The organism is Nitrososphaerales archaeon, from assembly GCA_032906765.1.
Taxonomy (GTDB): domain Archaea; phylum Thermoproteota; class Nitrososphaeria; order Nitrososphaerales; family Gagatemarchaeaceae; genus DASPPF01.
This window is the reverse complement of record JAJTZB010000004.1, coordinates 163,229-182,815: the sequence shown is the minus strand read 5'-3', so window position 1 is coordinate 182,815 and position 19,587 is coordinate 163,229. Positions and strand designations below refer to the sequence as shown.

General features: G+C 54.7%; 20 protein-coding genes. 11 read left to right on the top strand and 9 right to left on the bottom strand.

Annotated elements, in window-relative coordinates; translation table 11 throughout:
• The first annotated feature begins 75 nt into the window (after positions 1-75).
• The 5 genes from LYZ69_06145 to LYZ69_06125 all read left to right on the top strand — a co-directional run bounded on the left by LYZ69_06145 (position 76) and on the right by LYZ69_06125 (position 9,188).
• Positions 76-1,683 carry a DUF262 domain-containing protein gene (locus tag LYZ69_06145; GenBank protein ID MDV3278034.1) on the top strand — a complete coding sequence of 536 codons (1,608 nt, stop codon included), beginning with the start codon at positions 76-78 and terminating at the stop codon, positions 1,681-1,683.
• A gap of 384 nt (positions 1,684-2,067) precedes the next feature.
• On the top strand, positions 2,068-5,919 hold the full coding sequence (locus LYZ69_06140) for a toll/interleukin-1 receptor domain-containing protein (protein MDV3278033.1): 3,852 nt from the start codon (positions 2,068-2,070) through the stop codon (positions 5,917-5,919).
• An 18-nt stretch (positions 5,920-5,937) separates the two neighbouring features.
• Positions 5,938-6,828: a DUF4231 domain-containing protein gene (locus LYZ69_06135; GenBank protein ID MDV3278032.1), complete on the top strand. Its 891-nt coding sequence runs from the start codon at positions 5,938-5,940 to the stop codon at positions 6,826-6,828.
• A gap of 366 nt (positions 6,829-7,194) precedes the next feature.
• Entirely contained in the window at positions 7,195-8,088 is an 894-nt protein-coding gene (locus LYZ69_06130; protein MDV3278031.1) for a winged helix-turn-helix domain-containing protein, read from the top strand.
• A gap of 227 nt (positions 8,089-8,315) precedes the next feature.
• Entirely contained in the window at positions 8,316-9,188 is an 873-nt protein-coding gene (locus LYZ69_06125) for a DNA adenine methylase (protein MDV3278030.1), read from the top strand.
• A gap of 17 nt (positions 9,189-9,205) precedes the next feature.
• Here the strand turns inward: LYZ69_06125 and LYZ69_06120 are convergent, their stop codons facing one another.
• On the bottom strand, positions 9,206-10,351 hold the full coding sequence (locus LYZ69_06120; GenBank protein MDV3278029.1) for a type II restriction endonuclease: 1,146 nt from the start codon (positions 10,349-10,351) through the stop codon (positions 9,206-9,208).
• A 149-nt stretch (positions 10,352-10,500) separates the two neighbouring features.
• Between LYZ69_06120 and LYZ69_06115 the strand changes: the two genes are divergently transcribed.
• Entirely contained in the window at positions 10,501-11,394 is an 894-nt protein-coding gene (locus LYZ69_06115) for a hypothetical protein (protein MDV3278028.1), read from the top strand.
• A 50-nt stretch (positions 11,395-11,444) separates the two neighbouring features.
• Here LYZ69_06115 and LYZ69_06110 read toward each other — a convergent pair whose 3' ends face one another.
• A complete protein-coding gene (locus LYZ69_06110) occupies positions 11,445-11,693 on the bottom strand; it encodes a hypothetical protein (protein ID MDV3278027.1) in 249 nt (82 codons plus the stop codon).
• Positions 11,694-12,060: 367 nt separating this feature from the next.
• On the opposite strand from LYZ69_06110, the gene LYZ69_06105 reads away from it, so the two are divergent.
• Positions 12,061-12,258: a hypothetical protein gene (locus LYZ69_06105; protein ID MDV3278026.1), complete on the top strand. Its 198-nt coding sequence runs from the start codon at positions 12,061-12,063 to the stop codon at positions 12,256-12,258.
• A gap of 10 nt (positions 12,259-12,268) precedes the next feature.
• Here LYZ69_06105 and LYZ69_06100 read toward each other — a convergent pair whose 3' ends face one another.
• Together LYZ69_06100 and LYZ69_06095 are read right to left on the bottom strand one after the other, a co-directional pair.
• Positions 12,269-12,565, bottom strand: coding sequence for a hypothetical protein (locus LYZ69_06100; GenBank protein ID MDV3278025.1), 297 nt, complete (start codon positions 12,563-12,565; stop codon positions 12,269-12,271).
• A 25-nt stretch (positions 12,566-12,590) separates the two neighbouring features.
• Positions 12,591-13,826 (bottom strand): transposase, encoded by a 1,236-nt coding sequence (locus LYZ69_06095; GenBank protein ID MDV3278024.1) that lies wholly within the window; start codon positions 13,824-13,826, stop codon positions 12,591-12,593.
• A 178-nt stretch (positions 13,827-14,004) separates the two neighbouring features.
• Here LYZ69_06095 and LYZ69_06090 point away from each other — a divergent pair, with 178 nt between their 5' ends.
• Entirely contained in the window at positions 14,005-14,289 is a 285-nt protein-coding gene (locus tag LYZ69_06090; GenBank protein ID MDV3278023.1) for a hypothetical protein, read from the top strand.
• A 51-nt stretch (positions 14,290-14,340) separates the two neighbouring features.
• Here the strand turns inward: LYZ69_06090 and LYZ69_06085 are convergent, their stop codons facing one another.
• The 3 genes from LYZ69_06085 to LYZ69_06075 all read right to left on the bottom strand — a co-directional run bounded on the left by LYZ69_06085 (position 14,341) and on the right by LYZ69_06075 (position 16,147).
• Complete coding sequence (locus LYZ69_06085) at positions 14,341-14,754, bottom strand: type II toxin-antitoxin system VapC family toxin (GenBank protein ID MDV3278022.1); 414 nt, start codon at positions 14,752-14,754, stop codon at positions 14,341-14,343.
• Between the two features lies 1 nt (position 14,755).
• On the bottom strand, positions 14,756-14,980 hold the full coding sequence (locus tag LYZ69_06080; protein MDV3278021.1) for a hypothetical protein: 225 nt from the start codon (positions 14,978-14,980) through the stop codon (positions 14,756-14,758).
• A gap of 111 nt (positions 14,981-15,091) precedes the next feature.
• Positions 15,092-16,147, bottom strand: a complete 1,056-nt coding sequence (locus tag LYZ69_06075) for a hypothetical protein (GenBank protein ID MDV3278020.1) — start codon at positions 16,145-16,147, stop codon at positions 15,092-15,094.
• A gap of 91 nt (positions 16,148-16,238) precedes the next feature.
• Here LYZ69_06075 and LYZ69_06070 point away from each other — a divergent pair, with 91 nt between their 5' ends.
• Together LYZ69_06070 and LYZ69_06065 are read left to right on the top strand one after the other, a co-directional pair.
• The gene (locus tag LYZ69_06070; GenBank protein MDV3278019.1) at positions 16,239-16,493 is read left to right on the top strand and encodes an AbrB/MazE/SpoVT family DNA-binding domain-containing protein; all 255 of its coding nucleotides are present in this window, start codon (positions 16,239-16,241) and stop codon (positions 16,491-16,493) included.
• Positions 16,480-16,878: a type II toxin-antitoxin system VapC family toxin gene (locus LYZ69_06065; GenBank protein ID MDV3278018.1), complete on the top strand. Its 399-nt coding sequence runs from the start codon at positions 16,480-16,482 to the stop codon at positions 16,876-16,878. The genes LYZ69_06070 and LYZ69_06065 overlap by 14 nt, the downstream gene beginning before the upstream one ends.
• A gap of 5 nt (positions 16,879-16,883) precedes the next feature.
• Here the strand turns inward: LYZ69_06065 and LYZ69_06060 are convergent, their stop codons facing one another.
• Both LYZ69_06060 and LYZ69_06055 read right to left on the bottom strand, forming a co-directional pair.
• Positions 16,884-17,903, bottom strand: a complete 1,020-nt coding sequence (locus LYZ69_06060) for a hypothetical protein (GenBank protein ID MDV3278017.1) — start codon at positions 17,901-17,903, stop codon at positions 16,884-16,886.
• Between the two features lies 1 nt (position 17,904).
• On the bottom strand, positions 17,905-19,194 hold the full coding sequence (locus LYZ69_06055) for a hypothetical protein (GenBank protein ID MDV3278016.1): 1,290 nt from the start codon (positions 19,192-19,194) through the stop codon (positions 17,905-17,907).
• 104 nt (positions 19,195-19,298) lie between these two features.
• Between LYZ69_06055 and LYZ69_06050 the strand changes: the two genes are divergently transcribed.
• Positions 19,299-19,586, top strand: coding sequence for a hypothetical protein (locus LYZ69_06050; GenBank protein ID MDV3278015.1), 288 nt, complete (start codon positions 19,299-19,301; stop codon positions 19,584-19,586).
• The last annotated feature ends 1 nt before the right edge of the window (position 19,587 follow it).

Here is a 19,587-nt window from a genome sequence, read left to right as displayed (position 1 = left end):
GCCGGAGACCGAACCGTCCCCATGCCAGCTCTGCCCGAGGTGGACACAGTAAAGCTGACGGCGCTGTTGTCAGAAATGCATAATGGGACTCTGCGCATTCCAGACTTCCAGAGAGCATTCATTTGGGGTGAAGAGCAAATCATGGAGTTTCTCAAGAGTATCAGTCTTGGGTACCCGATTGGATCTATTCTAGTTTGGGCTACTACCGAAAGGCTGAAAGAACTGAACCCCGCGAGGCTGGCATTACAAGATCTGAAAGACGGCATTGAGGCTCGGTACTTACTTGATGGACAGCAGCGACTTGTTACGCTTCTAACCATTCTCAAGAACAACCTGCAGATAGGTGGCCGCAAGCACAACCAATACAGGGCGTTCTACAACCTTGCAACGAGGGAATTCAAACTAATCAACAAGAATGACTTGGTAGGCAACACGGACGCAACGAACGACAAGACGATGTTGCCAGTGGACGAAGCAATCAAAATCGACTGGCCTTCAAAGAGTTCCTCCATGAACATGGGCGTTCTGAAGAAACTCGAATCCACCATCGCTCACGATGACAATATCCAATCGTACATCCAACTGTATGAACGGTTCACCCAATTGGCATTGCCTACGGTTATCGTCAGGCAGGATCTGGGAACTGCCGCAACAATCTTTGAGAGGACGAATAACACCGGAACGGTACTAACAGTAGTAGACCTCATGGTAGCGAAAACATACACAGAGAAATTCAATCTGAGAAATAGGATTAATGATCTCACAGGCTTCCTTGACGCCCGCGGGTTCTCCATTAGCGATAGGACGATTCTACAGTGTTTCTCAGCATGCCTCAAAGGCGGAATCTCTCGAGAGCACATTCTGGGTTCGGGAGAAAGGCTCGAGGCGGAGTGGAACATCATGGAGAAGTCACTGAAGATTGCGATAGACCGAGCCAGAGACACCCTTGGTGTTCCTACATCGAAGTTCCTTCCCTATGACGTGATGCTGGCTCCTTTGACAGCCTTCTTCTACAACAGACCCGCTACGAGTGTTGACCCGACAACGGCACGAAAGCTAAAGCGCTATGTCCTCCACGTTGGATTGTCTGAGAGATACGTTCAAGGACAGAATCCCAAAGCTGAGGCTGACATCACTGAGATGAATGCGCTGAAGTCTGACAACTCACACGACCCCTTCACCGAGATTCAAGTGCTAGACGCCAAGAAAGTAAGGGAGTCCGAGTTCAGTGCGCAGTCTGCAGTGAGTCGAACGATCCTTTGGATTCTAGGGAGCAAAGAACCATTGAACTTGGTCAACAACACAAGAATCAACTTAGGGACAAGTTTCGCGGAGGTGAACAACAGGAGCCTCCATCACATCTTTCCAAAGGACTTTCTACAAACAAAGTACGGTGGTGACAAGGATTTCGAGAAAGAGGTCAAACCATACATCAACAGCATGGCTAATATTGCTCTTGTGCCTTTGGGAGATAACATCGGATTCTCGAACCGACCACCCAGCGAGTACATCACTGAGCTGCAAAAGAAGAACAGCCACCTCTCGGAAGCACTATCAAGTCACCTCATAGGCGACCTCAAGGAGTTTGGAATTCTAGATGATGACTTCGAATCCTTCTTGCACAGGCGATCGTCTTTGATTGCCGATACAGCGAAGGCCCTAGTGTCAGAGCTCATGAGCTGACGACTGTCTGGCATTGGATTCCATGGGATAGTTACGCTGCCCTCTCCACGCCAGGATGGGAAGGGATGAAACCAACAGCCAGAATCATACGATTTTCTCGGCGGAGGTTCAATGAACACCTGTTCACGGCGAGGCTTGCCTGTCACATGTTAATGTGTCTCAGAAGAGTTTGGAGAAAGGTTCTCAGAAGAGACTCGCATACGCACCAGGAATCGCCAAGATTATCATCAAACACTCGTAAATAACATTCCGCTTATACCAAGCGGGTTGGATCGCCTCGAACTCATCCATGGGTTCATCCGCGATGATAACAATCTCGAACTGCTAACTTCCTCCCCATTCGATCAAAAGAAATATCGTGACAAGAAACGAGAATACTTTCTGGTGAGGTACGGTGAGTCTGGACAGGGATACCCACGCGACAGCGAGATAGCGGCAGAGACGGTCTGGTTCCTCATCAGGAGGTCGCAGATAACCACAAGGGAGAAACTAGACGAGGTACTGTCGAACGGATTGATGAAGGAGAAGCGTCTCAATCCAGAGCCATTCCAAGACGCTATCGAGGCCAGGCACACAGGGCCAGATATAGACTACGCCCAGGTGCGGCGGGGCGATTTCTTGGAGTCGATTCGTGAACAGGTCCGTGCCCAGCTCGAGAAGGAGCTGAAAACACAGGGCACGAGGTTAGAAAACGAACGAGCAATCGAGGAGGCCGACCGGACACTCGAGGAGAAGATGGCCAAAATCGCTGCCCTTCCTTCAGTCATCGACGGCAAGGAGTTTCAAGAGCCAGTCAAGCTCCCCGAGGAGATTGACACGGAGGAGAGATTGGAATGGTGGGAAAAGCTACACCTGACCGCGAACCCGTTCAAGGAGAGGCAGGGGCTCTATGGCATCGAGCCTCAGCGCTTTGACTCGGTAATTGTCAAGACACCTTTGTTCCAGAAATACATTCGATACATGGACGAGCTGCCGCAGGAGCTATTCAAGAGTACCGTCTTCTTCGGGATATACGGTTCAGGCAAATCGGCCATCCTGCAGTATTTACAGCGCGCGGCGGCCCTACGTCAGATAGACACCGCGTTCCTTAGGCTGAGCGGCTACGGGAACTTCGACGGCTTCAGGGCCGCCTTCGAAGAACAGTTTGCGGCCGAACTGAGGAGAATTCTGGGGCTGGGGGAAAGCGGTCAAGAACTATCCCTGAAGGAGCTCATGAGAAGGTTGGGCCAGAAGCCGAAGTTCAACGGGATTTTGGTGTTCATTGACAATCTGAACAAGTTGGACGTTGATGCTCCTGCAGCGCTCACGTTTCTGAAGTACCTCCAGGCCCCGAAGGACGAGTACTTCGACGATGTATCTGGGAAATTGGGCTTCTACGTCGCAGGAGCTCTGTCCTGGAAGGAAACCATCTCCTCAGACTCGAGCTACTCCGCATCTCTGGTCCGCAGAGAGACAATAGCGCCGATCACCGTAGATGAGGCCAACGAGATGCTCAACAAAAGGCTGGAGTCGTTCTATCCCAACCCAGAAGTAAAGCGGGCGATAAGGGTGGACTATGTGGAGCAGGTCTACACCAACCTGGTGGTGCACAAAGAGGAGCTCACGTTTCGCAAGTTCATGGAAAGGCTCGAGTTCCAATTCGATCACGACGACTTCACCGCGCTCGCCTTCGACCCCGTGAAGATACCCGCGGAGATACTCTCGAAGATTAGAGGAGTGTTCCAACGCAACCAGACTCTCAGCAATCGGTTCAGGACGCTGCTGGAGGATAGAATAAAGGGCGACCAACGGAACAGGAGCATCTGTATCAGGCTTCTGACAGACATTTTCAGGAACGAGAGAACAAAGAGGCTAAGAGACGAAGACATCGCAGAGGCAAGGAACCTTCCCTATCTCAGGGAACTCGAAACGCAGGGGCGCCTGTTCTACCTCAAGGCGCTTGAAAGCGCCCTCTTGATTTCGAGAGTTGACGACGGCGACCACCAGCACTCGTGGGCTGTTTGCCAGGAGCTCGAAGACGTGAGCAAGGCGATTGCTGAGCAGTATCCACTTTCTCTGGACGACTACCTTTTCAAAATCTACGGCATCCCGCAGGTAATCAGGCAACAGTTCAGGATGAGCAAGGAGATTGAACAAATCAAGGCCTTCTCCGAAGAATGCGAGGCCGACTCCCGAGACATGTTGGCCAAGATACTGGCCCTACACACGGAGATTGTGGAAGCTCTGGCATATTACACGGAACGTACTACCAACCGAGAGGTATTGAGCAAATGCATCGAGTCACTGAACGTTCTGACTCAGTTTTTTGTCACCTTCGTAGAGCGGTCTGACGAATCTCCTGCCGACCATGTTGACCTCACTTTCTGGGAGAATTTCTGGAACTTCCCCGACGACGTCGCGGACTTTCAGAGGAGAATCATGGACGAAGAAGACTGTGTGCACCCGGACAACTTCTGGAATACCATCGGGAGCTATAACCGGGCGTTCAAGACCCTCTTTGAGTTCGTAAGAAAGGAATACCACGCCCTGAGCTGGGTCCACGTTAGCTCAAATGGGCTCGACAACGAAGACGCGAAAGCCCTGGTTGAGGCAAGAGACAAATGGATTGCGGGGAAGAGCGAGGAATGCGTCGGCGAACTCCGCGAATTCATCGAGAAGAAGACTCGAATCTTCGTGAACAACGTCATGACCTTGGTCTACGGGGACTTCCCCAACCGCCTCAAGCACGCAGACGCCAAGTCCCGTGAGAAAATCCTGGCGTCCGTCAACGCGAACCAACAGAGGAGAGCAAGCTGGTCTCGCGAGACTGACCTGCTCTCTCTCTCGGACCTAGTGAGGCTGATGACGAATGGTTCTGAAGACTCCCCGGGTTGCTGGCAACAAATCTTCTGCAAAATCTTCCATCCGGCGACGGTCCAAGACATCACAAGGTACCATGACAGCCTTCTGCGAGTAGAGGCTGGTCTTGCGGGAGGAGTCCAGACCCCCGGCAGGGAGGCATCGGATTTGAGAGAAGTAATCTCTCTTACCGCCGATTTGACCAGAAAGATGAATGCGGGCTACCTCCTCCTGCTGAAATCTCTGTATATCGTACCCGAAGGAACGGGCACGAGTCTCTACTTCAATCTGACGGGGCCGCCCAACAAGGCAGAACTCTCTGGAATTCCCTTCCAACTTAGCGTCGCCAAGACGGTGGTCGACGGGATGCCGCCGGGCAAGATTAGAGTAGGAGACGCAGAATTCATCCAAAGCTACTACTCGAGATCCGTTTCCTACAGAGATTTCTGTTTTTACTTAGCCGTTGAGCTGGACGAGGAGAAGGCAGGACAGTTAGGCCTAGTCGTGTCCTACTCGCTAGACGATGTGAGCGGAAGCTACATACACCTCAAGAGAATATTCAAGTTCAACAAAGAGAACCCGCCGCGCATCGCTTTAGCCCACTCCGGCAAAGACAGAGCGTTCGTCGAGAAGCTGGCGACGGACCTCCGGGGCTACAGGGTCGAGGTCTGGGCTGACAACTTCGACCTCAAAGATGGGAATCCAATCCGCCCTGTCAATCATCCGCAGATGGAGGAAGGCGACAGCCTAGGAGTCGTGCTGAGCCAAGACTCCGTAAAGTCGGCTTGGGTCCGGGAAGATCTCATCGTAGAACTAGTCAAAGAGCTAGAAGAGAAGAAGATATCGGTCCTCCCGATAATGTACAAGAAGTGCGAAGTTCCCGATGCAATCATCGGCAGATTCGTGATAGACTTCATGGGGAGCTACAAGAGAGGAGTCGAGGACCTCTTAACTCGGATAGAATCGGGCGCGAGGGCGAGGCCGCCGGAGAGAGCCCTTGTCTTCATAGCTCACTCTTTTGCCGACGAGTCATTCAAGAATACCCTGAGAGACGCGCTCCTGAAGAAGAACATGAGGGTGTATGCGGCAGAGGAGGAGTTGAGTCCAGGCACGCCGATTCAGGACAAGGTCAGGGTGAAGATCCAAGAGTCCGACTACGTCGTTGCAATTTACACGAAGGCAAATCCCTCAAGCGGCGTAGATCAAGAAGTCGGGATTGCTCTGGGTCTGGGAAAACCCGTAATCCCCATTATGGAGAAGGGGCTTCACATTGGCTTTACGATACAGCCGCTCGACAGGCTTGAGTTTGACCAAGCCGACTTCGAGGCAGTCTGCGGGAAGGTTGCGACGAAGTTGGCCGAACACAACTCTGGCATTGAACCTGCTCGTGCAGCCTGATTTGAACTGGAGCAATCCTTGCAACCCAGAGACACGCACTCGATAGCCTCTAGAATCGCGCGAAGGAACGAACTTTGGACGAGAGTCACCGTCCTCCTAGAGCTCGGCGGAAGCGTTGGCGTATCAATTGTTTCAGGTTGGAGTGCTGTCTTTGAGGTGCTCTCGCAGGGTCTCGTCCTGACAATAATCCTACTTCTAGTAGTAGGGATGGTAGCACAGGTTAGTCGCCAAATCTTCCGCTTTGAGAGAAAGTGGTTCGAGGCGCGCGCGGTCGCCGAGACAGCGAAGAGCATGCAGTGGCAATACGCCACGGCATCGGCTGGTTTCGAGACCGAAGACGATTCCGCTAGGAATCTTGTTGAACAAGTAACATTCGCCAGGTCTAGATACACCAAGACATTGGGTCTAGTCGACGCAGCAAAACTCGAAGACGAAACGACTGATACCATGAAACATCTGCGGCGTGCTCCATGGGAGCAACAACGCGAGGTCTACATCAAAGAGAGAGTTCTCGACCAGAGTAAGTGGTACTTGGCGAAAGCGAAACGAAACCAACAGCTGTCAACTGTCTATGCCTTCGCTGCGACACTCCTGCAGGGAGCTGGCGTAGTCATTGCAGTAGTGGGATTCTTAGAGGTTTCTTTCGGAGCATCGGTCCTCCTGACCATCATAGCCACAACCATCTCAAGCTTGATTGGCTGGGCACAAAGCAGACGTTACGACGAATTGGTGGAGCCCTACGAGTACTCACACGAATCACTCGAGGAAATCGCAAAAACAATGGAGGACGCAACAACGAAACAGGAGTTCCTTGGTCTAGTCGAAGAAACCGAGCGTCTGGTTTCTCGTGAGCATCAAATGTGGCAATGGAGAAGGGGGTTGAATCTCGAAAAGTTCTTGCAAAAATAAGTTCCAATAGATTCACGGTTCCTGCGCCATTGAACATTGTAGAGTTGGAAGAAGACTTGCTTCTTTCAGAGGGGAGCTTCACGGGACGAAGGTCACGCTGGGCCCGAGCCGCTGAAATGTGATAGTGGCCTTGCCACACGTCCTCGTAGGCAAGGTCTTGCACGGGCTCTGCCTCGGCGCGCATTCATTCCGGTTGGGCACTCCGACTGTCACGCAATAAGCCTCTCTAATCGCCCAAGCCAAATGTCCCGGCGGAGGTGCATGGAATCCCTCTCAATTCTGATTCTCCAGTTCTGCAATGGTTAAATCCAAAGCTCGTTCGTCGTCTACCGCAGGTTGCCCATACCAGCGCAGAAGGACGTCGAATTGCCGCTTCTCAAAGTCATAGCGGAGTCAGGGGGCGAGTTGAGGATGAAGGAGGCAGTACGACTGGTCACTGGATTGTTTCCCAACCTGACAACCGAAGACCTCAATCGCAAACTCCCATCGGGTACAGGAAACTACTGGACCAACCGCGTTCAGTGGGTGAGGCAACACTTAGTCAGCAAAGGAGAACTTGACAGGTCGACACGCGGGATATGGAGGATTACTGAAAAAGGAAGAAACCGCCTCCAGAGCGAATTTGGCCGAACAGAATCTAGAAAGGAAACAACATCTCCTATCATCTCCGCATCGAGTTCGGGTTCCGCGCTTCTTGCTACCATGTTGGTAGGTGACGAGGACAAACTGTACGAGCCGGCTTTACAATGGTTAGATGCAAACTGGGGGAAAGAAGTCAGAGATGACGGCGACGAGTATTGGGCTAGGATCACTGCATCGAAGGTGCGGAAAGGTCAGCTCGGCAAATGGTCAAGACCAGACATCACTTCAATCCAGGTAAGTCGCTTCGACGTGCTCCCGCAAAGATCTGTAGAAGTGAGCACTTTCGAAATCAAGCGGTTCTCTGATTTGACCGATTTGGCGAGCGTGTACGAGGCTGCCTCCCACCAGAGGTGGGCGCACTATACCTACCTAGTGGTGGAGGTTCCAGACATTGCCCATCCCATCCCCGAGTACTTGATTACCGAGGCCGCTCGCTTTGGAGTTGGTTTGCTAAAGATATATGTCGACTCCGCCAGCAAAGCATACGAACTTGAAGAGGTAGTTGGTCTCAAGCGCCAGAACCCCGAACCCAAAGAACTCGATCGGATGCTCTCTGATTTCTTCTCCTATAGCCAGAAAGATTTACGAAGATTTCGCGAAGTCGCCAGGTCATCTTAGTGGTGCTTTCTAGAGATATCAAGCGCTGAGGCTACTGGATGAGTGCTCCGGCGGAGGCGCAATGAACCCTCGACAAACCCTTATGCACGGTAGGAGCTCCACGAGCCTCTCAACTTTCATCGCGACCAAGCCGGGTTCTGTGTTACATGCCGTGTTGCCTCCGGAAAATGCTTGGTGAATCGGCGGCCCTGATTAGATTTAACACTCTCTAAACTCACACATGAGCGATGGAGATCCTAAAGGAGGATACTGGCGTCTCAGCCACTCCCTTCCTCAAATGGGCTGGTGGCAAATCTCAGCTCATTCAGTCTTTTGAAACCCGTTTCCCGAAGGCATTCGGAACGTATTACGAACCATTCCTAGGGGGCGGGGCCGTCTTCTTCCATCTCGTGAGAACCAACAGAATAACTCGCGCTCGACTCTCTGACTCGAACGCAGACCTCGTCGACTGCTACCTCACAATCAAAGACGATTTAGGCGGGCTGTCTTCTATCCTTCGTGACTTTCAACGACGCGTGAAGAGTCATGAAGAATTCTATTCCGCGAGAAAAAGATTCAACGAAATCAGAAGGCACGCGAGCATCAAGAATCGAACCGAAAGGTCTGCGCTCCTAATCTATCTTAACAGAACTTGCTACAATGGTCTGTATCGAGTCAACGCGAAGGGCGAATTCAACGTGCCTTTCGGCAAATACAAGAACCCAAGGGTCTATGATGAGAAGAACCTAGTCGCAGTAAATCGTGTGCTCAATATGCCTAGCATCTCTGTTCTTCACCGCGACTATCATTCCATGGCCGACGAACCAAAGCGAGGCGACTTCGTATACTTTGATCCCCCATATTTCCCGATAAGCAAGACTGCCAACTTCACGTCGTACACAGCTGTAGACTTCACGTGGGATGACCAGCGGGCCCTCTCAAGACTGTTCAACATCCTTGCCGGGAGGGGCTGCAACGTGATGTTAAGCAACTCGCCTCGCGTGAGGGAGCTCTACGAAGGTTACGATTACAGAATCGAGGTAGTAAAAGCTGGAAGGGCCATAAGCAGCATTGGTACAAAACGAGGACCAGTTGACGAGTTACTGGTCAGAAACTATTAGGAATCACGAACTCGAATTCAGGAGAACGAATTAAGGTTCTCGGCGAATGTATTGAGATTGTATACTTCACCGAAGCGCTCCAAAAGTCTCAGGAACATCCGCTTGCCTCCTGGCGATAGCCAATAATTCCCGTCAGTTATCCAATGAAACTCGAATTGGGTCTTCTTCTTTACAACGTCGTGAAGGATGACATATTCCTGCTCGTTGATTCCAATCTTTGTACCAGTGGTAGCGTAGAAGTTCACTTCGAACAGATGCTTTGGAATGCCTCCAACTACCAAAACAAAATCGAATCTCTTCTCTTTACCATTCAGTTCGCCCACTCCTTCCACCATCTTCTGTGCACAGAAGTATCGGCCCTGAGGGTCCAAACCAACCCTGCCCAAGTCTATCATCTTTGGTAACAAGGATCCAATTCCCAACTTCACGAGGGAAGGTTCCAGAGATCGAAACTTTCCAGCAATCAATGCCTGCTCAACTCTCCTTTGCGCGTATTCACCGTGCAGCCCCTTCGTATCTCTTGGAATCTGTTTGTTTTCAAGATACTTGATGCCATTCACGGCACCGAGCAGGTCATTTAGCTTGAGAACTCTAATGGAATAGTCTGCCAGTCTATCGGCTACTCCGAATTGGGTGCTCGTCATTCTTCGTGAGAAGACTCCGAATTCTTTCGATGCCTCGGATACGTATTTTGACACAACTATCTTGAAGATTCCAACGACCATCTCTCGCCCTAACCGTTTGCTGTTTGTCAGCAGGTCATCTAGGGTTACGAGTGAGCCACTCGAGGCCCGGGCCTCTTGCAAGACGAGGTCTTGGCAATGGGGGTCGTGTTGGATGTTACTGATGGCGTAGTCGTAAAGTCTGTTCACGTCGTCAACGTTCAGTCCCTCCTTGACATCAAAGAGGAAGTGCGTAAGTTGTGCATCGCTAAATCGGAACTGCTGGAAGAGTCCCTCAATCGCTTGAGCTCCCTGCGGGTTTTTTGCGAGGAACGCCGTCAATCGCTCAGTCTGCCAGGGAACGCCCCTCTGGAGGCCGGAAACGGCATCGCCGATTCTCGAGTAATCGAAATCGGAGCGTTTGAACTCCGGTAGATCGTCACGAAACTCAAAGAAAGAAACGCGGGAGGCAAAGAGAGAGTATTTCTCTTCGGGTGTCACGATCGCACTGCAGAAAGCTCGATCAGATCTTACTTAAGCTCGATCGTCTTGACAGTGGCGCTCTTATGTCCCAAAGAAGGTTATCAAAGCAGAAGAAAGGCAGGAGATCCCATTCGGCAACCCAAGTCCAACAAGCCGCTATTCCTGGCATGAGGCTGGTGACGCATCACGACTACGCCGAGTTTCTTCGACAGCATGACTCGGTTCGAATCGAGAACAAAGACGTCCAGCTGGTCAAGAATTGGAAGATAACCAAGTTTCAGCCCGACACGTACTCTCAGGAAGAGTGGACCGTATGGAGCTTCCCCGATCGTGGAGATTGGGCTACTCATGTAGGAAACTATCGGGGCAATTGGAGTCCGTTCATACCCAGAAACCTGGTTGACCACTTCACAAAGCCTGGAGACACCGTTTGCGATCCAATGACTGGCAGCGGTACAACCCTAGTGGAGTGCAAGCTGATGGGGCGCAACGCAATTGGGGTCGATATCAACCCCGACGCCGCAATGGTCGCAATTAACAGACTGGATTTTGATTACCCCGCAGATCAGCACCCGAAGTCAAAGATTGAGGTATACATCGGCGACGCTCGTTCGCTGGATGCAATCGAAGACTTGTCAATTGATCTTGTGGCCACTCATCCGCCGTATGCGGGTATCATACCATACTCAAACGCCCGGGTGCTGGGTGATCTCTCGGCCCTCAAACTCGAGGACTTCCTAGCTCAGATGGAAAAGGTGGCTGCGGAGTGCTTCCGAATACTGAAAGCGGATCGGCACTGCGCTATCCTGATTGGGGATACGCGCAAGCACCGTCACTACATCCCGATAAGCATCGGTGTTTTGGCCAAGTACTTGGAGGCTGGCTTCGTTCTTAGGGAGGACATCATCAAGTTGCAGCACAAGACCATGAGCACCCGCGAACGGTGGGGAGGTCACAAGTACGACTTCTACAAGATTGCTCACGAGCACCTCTACATATTCAGGAAGCCTGCCAGGGAAGAAGAAACAATCAGTCTCAAGTACAGCAAAAGGTGGTGGTAAGCAGTTCCCGGAGCGCCGACATTCGGACGCCGAGTCCTGTTGAAGTGTAACTACTTTATCATGACTACCGTTCGGAAGCCAAACTTCTGAAGGAAACGGGTGGCTTGGTCGGCTCCTTCATCGGCCCAGGGGAATGCTTCTGAGACTATGTGCGCGTCGTCAGCATCTTCAGTGGCTGAGTCGAAGACGTCAACGTAGACGTTAGTGCCCACATGCCTGTAGCTTTCGATGCGGATGTGCGCATCCCGAGTCCTGTCGGCGTTTTCTAGGTCCTTTCCTGCCCTAGTCGGAATAACCACCTCGAAGCGACCACCCATGTGGCCTGATCCAAATCCAGACACACTCATCTAATCCTCACAGTTCCTGCATCTCTTCGGCGGCACAAAGTGTGTCATCCCCAGGCCATCCACGACAGGCTCAAGCTCAACGAATCCGCTTTCGTGTCCCCTCTCCCCGCTTGTCATTGATGAGAATCGCCTGACGGCTGCTTAAAACAGGAGGCCATCGATTTCGAAATTGGTTGGGAGGGGTAAGCGAAAGAGAACTATAACCAGATTGGGATGACGAGGTCTTGCGTCTATGAACGCCGAAGCCGGAAATGCTTGACACGCGGCCGGGAACTCTAGACGAGCGGACATATACCAAGAGCTGTCAGCCCAAGGCCCTGTGAAGCTCGTAATCGAACTGAACCAGGACGCTGAACGGCTATTCGCCGAGGTCCTCGGCACAGACGACCACGGGGCAATCGCCGACGACATCCATGAAATCCTGTTAGCGGAGTTCGAGTGGAACTCCAAATACAGAAAGATTTGGCACGAGCTGGAGGATCCAGAGTGGTTCGTCTACCCTGTCCCAGACGCCTAGGGGAAATGATTCAGACCACGAAGAGTAGAAGCCCCACGGCGGCAAACACTGCGTTCAATGCCGGATTGGAATAGCTGAAGTGCGCTATGGCAATCCTCTTGGTCAGGAAGTAAACCCCTCCCTCGGTGATCGAATCCAGCAGCAGGTGAGAATATGCCGCGAGGACACCCGAGACTATGATTAACCATTCAAAGCCGGGGCCGACCAAGCCCAGGGCGGAGCCCGCGAGCCACAGCACGTACGCCGTTCCCGCTCCCCATACCGGTGCCGTGAAGATGGAATGGGTCAGAGGCGACCTCACACTCATGCCGTTCCTGCTGTCGTGCCCGGTTCTATTGCGACTGCTGTGCAAGGCGCAATTTCGAGGCATCCACTCTGAGGATTAGCGGCTCCCCGTCGTGTTCCGCGTTCCCCTTCATTGCTTCGCTTGCCTCGCCTTCCGTCAGTGAACGGTCGAACCTCAACCGCCCCCTGCGAGAGATGTTCAGGACGGCCATGAGGTCCCTATCCATCCATCTCTCGCACTTCTCACACCACAACTGGCGATGATGTTCCAAATCGCCACGGACTGGTAATTGGAGTCTCTCCCCGCATCTCACGCAGTCCATTGTGGTCCCTCTTGTATCATTCCGTGATAGAGTCACTACTGGCACCCCTTCCCACGCAGCCTTGTACTCAATCTGCCTCTTCACCTCATGGAAAGGCCATGAGTTCATTCGCCCTCTGAATGACCTCTCTTGACCGTTTCCCTTCCGATAGAGGTTGCGGATTCCTCTAATCTCCTCGAAGACTATCGCCTGTTTCTTCGCCTTCGCCTCCTGTACAATCCGTTTCGTTACACCATGAATGATTTGCTTCACCCGTTCACTCCTTCTCCTGCCATACTTCGAAGAGATTGATTGTCTGATCCTTACATCATTGCGCTTGAATGACCTGACGACACTCCTTGTATTTTCGGCAATCTGAACAATCTTGCTCATGTCATAGTAGGTGACCTTCTCAATGTTTCCTACAGCGAGGTTTCGGAGGTTCCTATCGATTCCAACTGTACTCGTGAGTTCACTCGGCTCCATATGTATCGCCTCCTTTGAGATGCAGAGCGACAGAGAAGTACAGGTCAAGGTAAAGGAATTGATTCTCAGCGTAGTGTCTGACAGAAATTGGAGGGTATGGGTGTTGAGAGGGATGTATTCGCACCGCTTATCTCCCAGCTGAACTCTGAGCATGCCATCTTGAATCTTGAGATGGTAGCAGGATACGAGAAGCGGCTTTGAAACATAAGGGCTCTTAGTATGAAAGCCTCGGTTGATTGACTTCTTACGAGCGGAGAGGATGCCGGCGGCCTTGCTAATCGCTGTCAGGCGGTAAGCCGAGTAGACCCCATACCTTTCGAGTTGACCGTAACACAGCAAGGATAGTCTCTTCATCGAGGGAGTTGCATGACTCTCATCCTCAAACTTCAATCCAATTCTTACGCAGTCGTTGACCATCTGGCGGAAGTCTTCCATGATTGACAGAACTTGAGGACTAGGCCGATAGAGCTGTTTGACCGACTTTCTAGCTTGCATTCTCCTTGAATTGAGATTTCATTTTAGCTCATAAGCCCCCATATCCAAGCAGCGCAACAGAACCCTAGGCGCCCTAGAATCGCCATGGATTAGCTCCTTGTCGTCCCCGCCTTCGGCCCGACCGCGCAGTGCTCAGTAATCATATAGACTTATATAATCAAACGACCCATTCCGTCGCATGAAGCCATCGGTCCTCAGCCCCGGAGCCGAGGGGCACTGGCCCACGCTCGAGACGCTGCTGATGATAGAAAGGACGATCAAGGAGTCCGAGATTCCCCCCAGGAGGACCGAACTCTGGACGTCTCTCCCGAAGAAGATGATGTACCAGACGTTCAAGAGGGCGATCGAGTACTTGGATGCCTCCGGCAAGATCATGATCGACAAGGAAGACAGGGTTGTGTGGGTGGCGGCGGACAGCCCGAAGCTGCAGGCCTTGTTCGACCGAGCGGTCAGGGTCAGATAGAAGGCTCAGTAGCCGAACACGACATGAGTTAGCATCTTCATCTGTCAAGAGTCACGGCATTAGAGTGAGGCCTCGCGTCTTGGACGACGATTCCGCCTTCTTGTGCAGCTTCTCATCCGTGGTCAGGAGCTTCGTCTTCGACTTCAGCGCAAGCGAAAGGAAGAGGGAATCGTAGGCAGTCGTGCCCTGCTCCGCTGCCAGTCTGAGAGCCTCCTGGAGGAGGTCCCTGCTCTGTGCGACGCGGCAGGAGCTGTCGACGAAATCCTTCGCCAGGGCAAGGGCCCTCGACGCCGTCTCCAGCTCCTCACCGAAGAACTTGACCCGCTTCCACGCGACGCTGCAGACCTCGGCGAACGCAAGGTCGAGGGTGTGGAGGTTCGAGTACTTCGCCAAGGCCGCCTCGACCTTTTCGGACTGAGAATCCCTGAAGAAGAGCGCTGCAATTGCAGCCGAATCCAGCACCACGTCAGTGGGCGTTCTCCCTGTCCTCCCTCACGATTTCCGCTGCGCTGACTGTCGCGCGCATCTTGGACCTGAGCTTTCTCCCCTCGTCGAGCTGTCGGGCCATCGTCTCCTCCCTCACCTTCTTCTCTAGGAATGCTCTTAGCTCCCCCTGCCAATCCGTCCCGTCAAGCTTCTGCAGGGCCTCCTTCAGCTTCTTTGGGATGCGCACGCTATACACGGTAGACATCATCTGTATACAGAAGCATGGCTTACTTAAAGTATACACAAGTCAGGGCGCCGGCGACGAGCACCACGACAAGCCCGAGAAGCTTGGCTGCGAGGCCGATGTCCCACCACCTCAGGAGTAGACGTTGGTCAGGAAGCGAAGCTGCGCCTTGCTCATCTCCACCTGCGGGCTGCCGACCGACGCGACAAGAACGACTTGGCCGTCTGACCCTTCAGCCGCCTGCGTCATCCTCTGTCCGAGAGTCTCTCCCGCCGTGGCTGCCATGCTGCTCAGGAAGGCCGTGTATCTGTCAGGCTGCGGCGTTCCAGTCCTTACCATGACAGCCTGCAAGAGGTTGCGTAGTAGAAGTGAGTCGCCGAGTCGTCTACCTGGCTCGGAGAACGCGGAGTTGCCACCCTTCCCCGGTGCTTCCCATTCGTAAATCTCGAACCTTCCGACGTAGCCCCCTCCGGCCTCCACCATGAGCGGCCCGTAATCCGCGGACGAAGCGAAGTCCCTGAGTCCGCTGACTTGTTGTCCTGTCTGCTTGGTTCCCAGCTTCGAGAGCTCGAACGCATCTTCTGAGTTCAGAGGCAGAAGGTAAACGCCCAACGTTCCCAGCGTCCTTGCCGCCGCCTTCATACACCCAAGAATGTCCTTCTCGGCTCCGCCTCTTCGGAGCGAGGCGACAGAGAAAATGAGGAGGACGCGGGGAGTCGGCGCAGGCAATAGCAGCAGTTTCCCGTCAATCCCCGAAAGGGCGCCCTCGGGGTCGCGCGTCGCGAACTTCGCTTCGGCCACCGCGAACCACCTGAACGGGACGAACCTTCCGCGCAGGAGTACAGAGTCGTCGACCGGCTTGACCCGCGAGGAGAGCCCTGACCCGAAGTTCGGCCTGAACAGAATAGCGAAGCCTGCCACCACGAGCACGATCGGCGAAAATATCCCTCCACTGACGAAAGCCACGACGCTGAGCGCGACGAGAATCCCGCCCAGCAGCTTCAGGCCCGGCATTCTACGCCTCCCAGTGGAGCCAACCTTCTGATTCTGCTCGCGCGGCGCTTTCCTCTTCGGCAGAAGTGGTGGGATGAAGAGGAATGCGAGAATCGGGATGGCTATAATCCAGGCCCCAAAGCCAATCGCGACGAGCGCGAAGACGAAGAGGCCGATTTTCAGCCCCCAGCCCATCAGCCGCGTCCTCCGCAACTCGCTCTAATCGGGGGCGAGCAATCCCACTCCTGACCGCTGCGCTTATATCTGAGAGACATCTTATCATCTGATGAAGACAGCAATGTCAGAAGATGCCATTGTGGGAAAGCGCTTCGCGATAGTTGTTCCCAAGAGGATAAGGGAGAAGCTGCGGTTGGAGGAGGGCCAGAGAGTGATGGTGCTAGCGGCGGGGGACGACATCCTGATCCGTCCTCTCCCGAAGGACCCATACGAAAGCCTAAGGCGCATAATACGCGAGCCGTACGACGAGAAGCGTGACGAGAAGCTGGCCGAGGAGTGGCTGAAGAAGCATGCCGGCGCTTGACACCGAAGTCCTGTTCGCTCTCAGCCCCAACGACCGCAAGCACCACCAGGCCATCCACCTCCTCGGTTCCAGGCGCGACCTCGTGGCCACGGATGTCTGCCTCCTCGAGTTCATGGCGGTGCTGAGGGCGAGAGGGCGCAGCTCCGCAGAGACGAGCGAGGCGATGCTCGACGTCGGCGCAGTGCTCAGGGAGCACGGCGTGGAGGAGGTGGGGACCGTCACTTCGTCCCTCGTCGCCCTGCAGTGCGAGCTGGAGTCGAAATACGGCCTCAGCTTCTACGACAGCTTCCTCGCCGCGTCCGCCCTCTCGCTTGACTCCGCAATCGTCTCCGACGACACTGCCTTCGACAGGGTCCCAGGGCTCAGTCGCGTGCCTCTCCGCTAGCATGCTCAGTGGAACCCCTCACCGTCAAGCAGCGAATATCCGAAGCGAGAATAGTCCGCCATCGCAGGATGTCTCGCCACCCATACCGCCCTCCCGCTATTCTCGTCATCAATCTCCTTCTCCGGGTTGACTGCAGTCGGGTTCCCGTCCGAGTTCCTCTTCGCGTTCGGCTTGGTCAGCTCGAAGCTGAACTTCGCGTCGTGGCCCAGTATCACCCCGCCGTAGGGGTGCCTGTTCCACGCCTTGATCGGGTCTATGGAGACGTGGCTCGTAGTGAGGACAGATATCCCGAACTGGATGCAGAGCCTCTGCGCGTGCGAGAGCAGCATCGCTAGGCTCGAGCTCCTCGCCGGCAGGTCCTGCGTGGACGGGAACGTCGACTTCAGCGGCGCGGAGAGGGAGTCGTAGATGAGCAGTTTCGCCTTCGTCCGCTCGACCAGCCTGTAGAGCGCCGACTCGTAAACGGGGGTCGACTTCAGCCGCATCTCCACCCTGCCCCCCTCGGAGACGGCCTTGTACGCGTCCACGCCGTGGAGCTTCAGCAGGTCTATGATCTCGGGCATCTGCACTATGAGGACGCTCGGCTCGTCTGGCGCCTCCACCTGGACGTCGAACTCGGGGCAGAGGATGTCTGCGACAGAGGACAGGTGGTTCTCCGAGTACGCCACGCCAGCGCGGGTGAGCGCGCCGCTGAGCAGGGAGACGAGCTCGCTCCTGCTGACCCCCTTCTTCCTCCCCGCCGACTTCGGAACCGCCTCCAGCTTGATGTCCTTGACGGGTATCTCCTTCCCGAAGCGCTTGACCATGCCCGGCAGGCGGTACTCCACAAGGTAGCTCAGGTACGACTGCTCCGTGTCCATGACAATCGCCGTACGTCCTGCAGCGACTGTGGCGCACGCGGCCTGGAAGCAGAGGATGCTCTTGCCGAGCGCCTTCTCCCCGAAGATTTGGGTTATCGTGCCCGTCGGCAGGCCGCCGTCCGTGAGGGCGTCGAGCGCCTTGCATTGTGTGGGCAGCTTCTCCATCTCAGCCCAGGCTCCCCAGCAGTTTGTAGCCAGTCTCAGTCAGCTTGACGGAGACCAGCGGGCCGTCTCGCTTGACGTCCTTCCCTGCCACCGTCAGGTAGCCCTGCGCCTGCAGCCTGTCAATCGCCTTCTCGATTTCCTCCTTCGGGTTGTCCAGAGAGAGGTAGGAGACGACGGAGCCGCGGGTCGCGCTGTCGTAGCTCGAGACCGCCTCGAGGATTTGCTTGATCAGATGGTTCTCGTCTTTCGCAGGTCGCACCTCGACGACGGCCTCTGCCTGCAGGGGCGGGAAGTACCTCGGCACGAAGACCTCCTCGTATCCGCGGGCCGAGTCTTGGAGGACGAACATGTTCGGGGTCAGGATCAAGGCGGAAGGTATGGCCGAACCCTTCTTCTGCGCCGCGTGCTGGGGAGAGTAAAGCCCGCCGACTGAAGCCCTCCCTCCGCCCACCTCGTTCCAGAGGCCGCTGGAAAGAATCCTGACGGGCGCCGTCTCGATGAAGTGGTGGTCGAGGCCGTATGTGTCCTCGGAGGCGAACATCCTCGCCATCTCCGAGGCGAGCAGCGCGGTCAGCAACCTGTTGCCGTGGCGCGTCAGGGGCAGGTTGGAGAAGACGCGGTTCGCGTCGTTGACCACGATGACGTCGGGGAGCTTCTCGCCCGACGCGCCGAGGGCCAGGACCTTGGCGATGAACAGCATCAGCGCGACCTCCGCAGCCTGACGGGACTCGGCTCCCGCGAAGCTGGCGACGGAACTCTTCCCCATCATCTCCCTGACCGCGCCGCTCTCGCCCGTCACGTCGAGCGACCTGAGCGCCCCCAGCTTCCCCTTCAGCTCGTCTGCCGTGTGCCCCCTGTACTCGCCCGCACCGCCCAGCCTGTCGATGAGCGAGGCCGGGGTTGCCACTCCCTGCTCCAAGCCTATCAACTGCATCGCCGAGTTCAGGAATCCCTCCTGCTCGAACGAGAGGTTCAGCGACATAGTGTAGGCCGACGCGGCCAGCTCGGCATGGAGAGACGCGCTCTCCTCGAGCCTCATGGAGTCGTAGAGGAAATGGCCGACGCCTCTGACGTCCAGTCGGCCCGCGGCCTTCTCAGCGATGCTCCCGCCGAAGTCGAGGACGAGCGTCCTCAGACCCACCTCGCTACAGGCGAACGAGATGACCGAGGATACTTCGTCGGCGCCGTTCCCGATGACGTTCACCCCCGGGAGAAGCTCGTCCGGCTTGAGGCACAGCCTGCCGCCGGTCCTGCAGTGGCCGAGCCAGACCGCCTTTGTCACAGCGTTCATGGGGCAGTTCGGTCACTCCAATGCTAAAATGACTGACGCACGTAAGAAACTCTTCTTAGATGAGTGTCCCTGCTTTATCTATCACAGGCCGAGAATAGCCTCGGTTGAGGCACCGCCCCAGAATCGAGATTTACATGGACGTTCTAGGGCGCCTGATCGAGCGCCCGAGCGGCCCCACGAGGCTCTCGAGGCTGTGCAACCTCAGCTACGACAAATGCGCTGAGATACTAGCCGAGCTCGAAGCGAGGGGACTGGTGAGGAAGGAAACGGAAGACGGGCACGACGTCTACAGCGTCACTCCCGACGGCTACAAGCTCACCGAGGATTGGCGCAAGATATGGGAGAAGGTCTACCCTGACTCATCTAAGATGAGCAGGCCTTTTATGCCGTAGA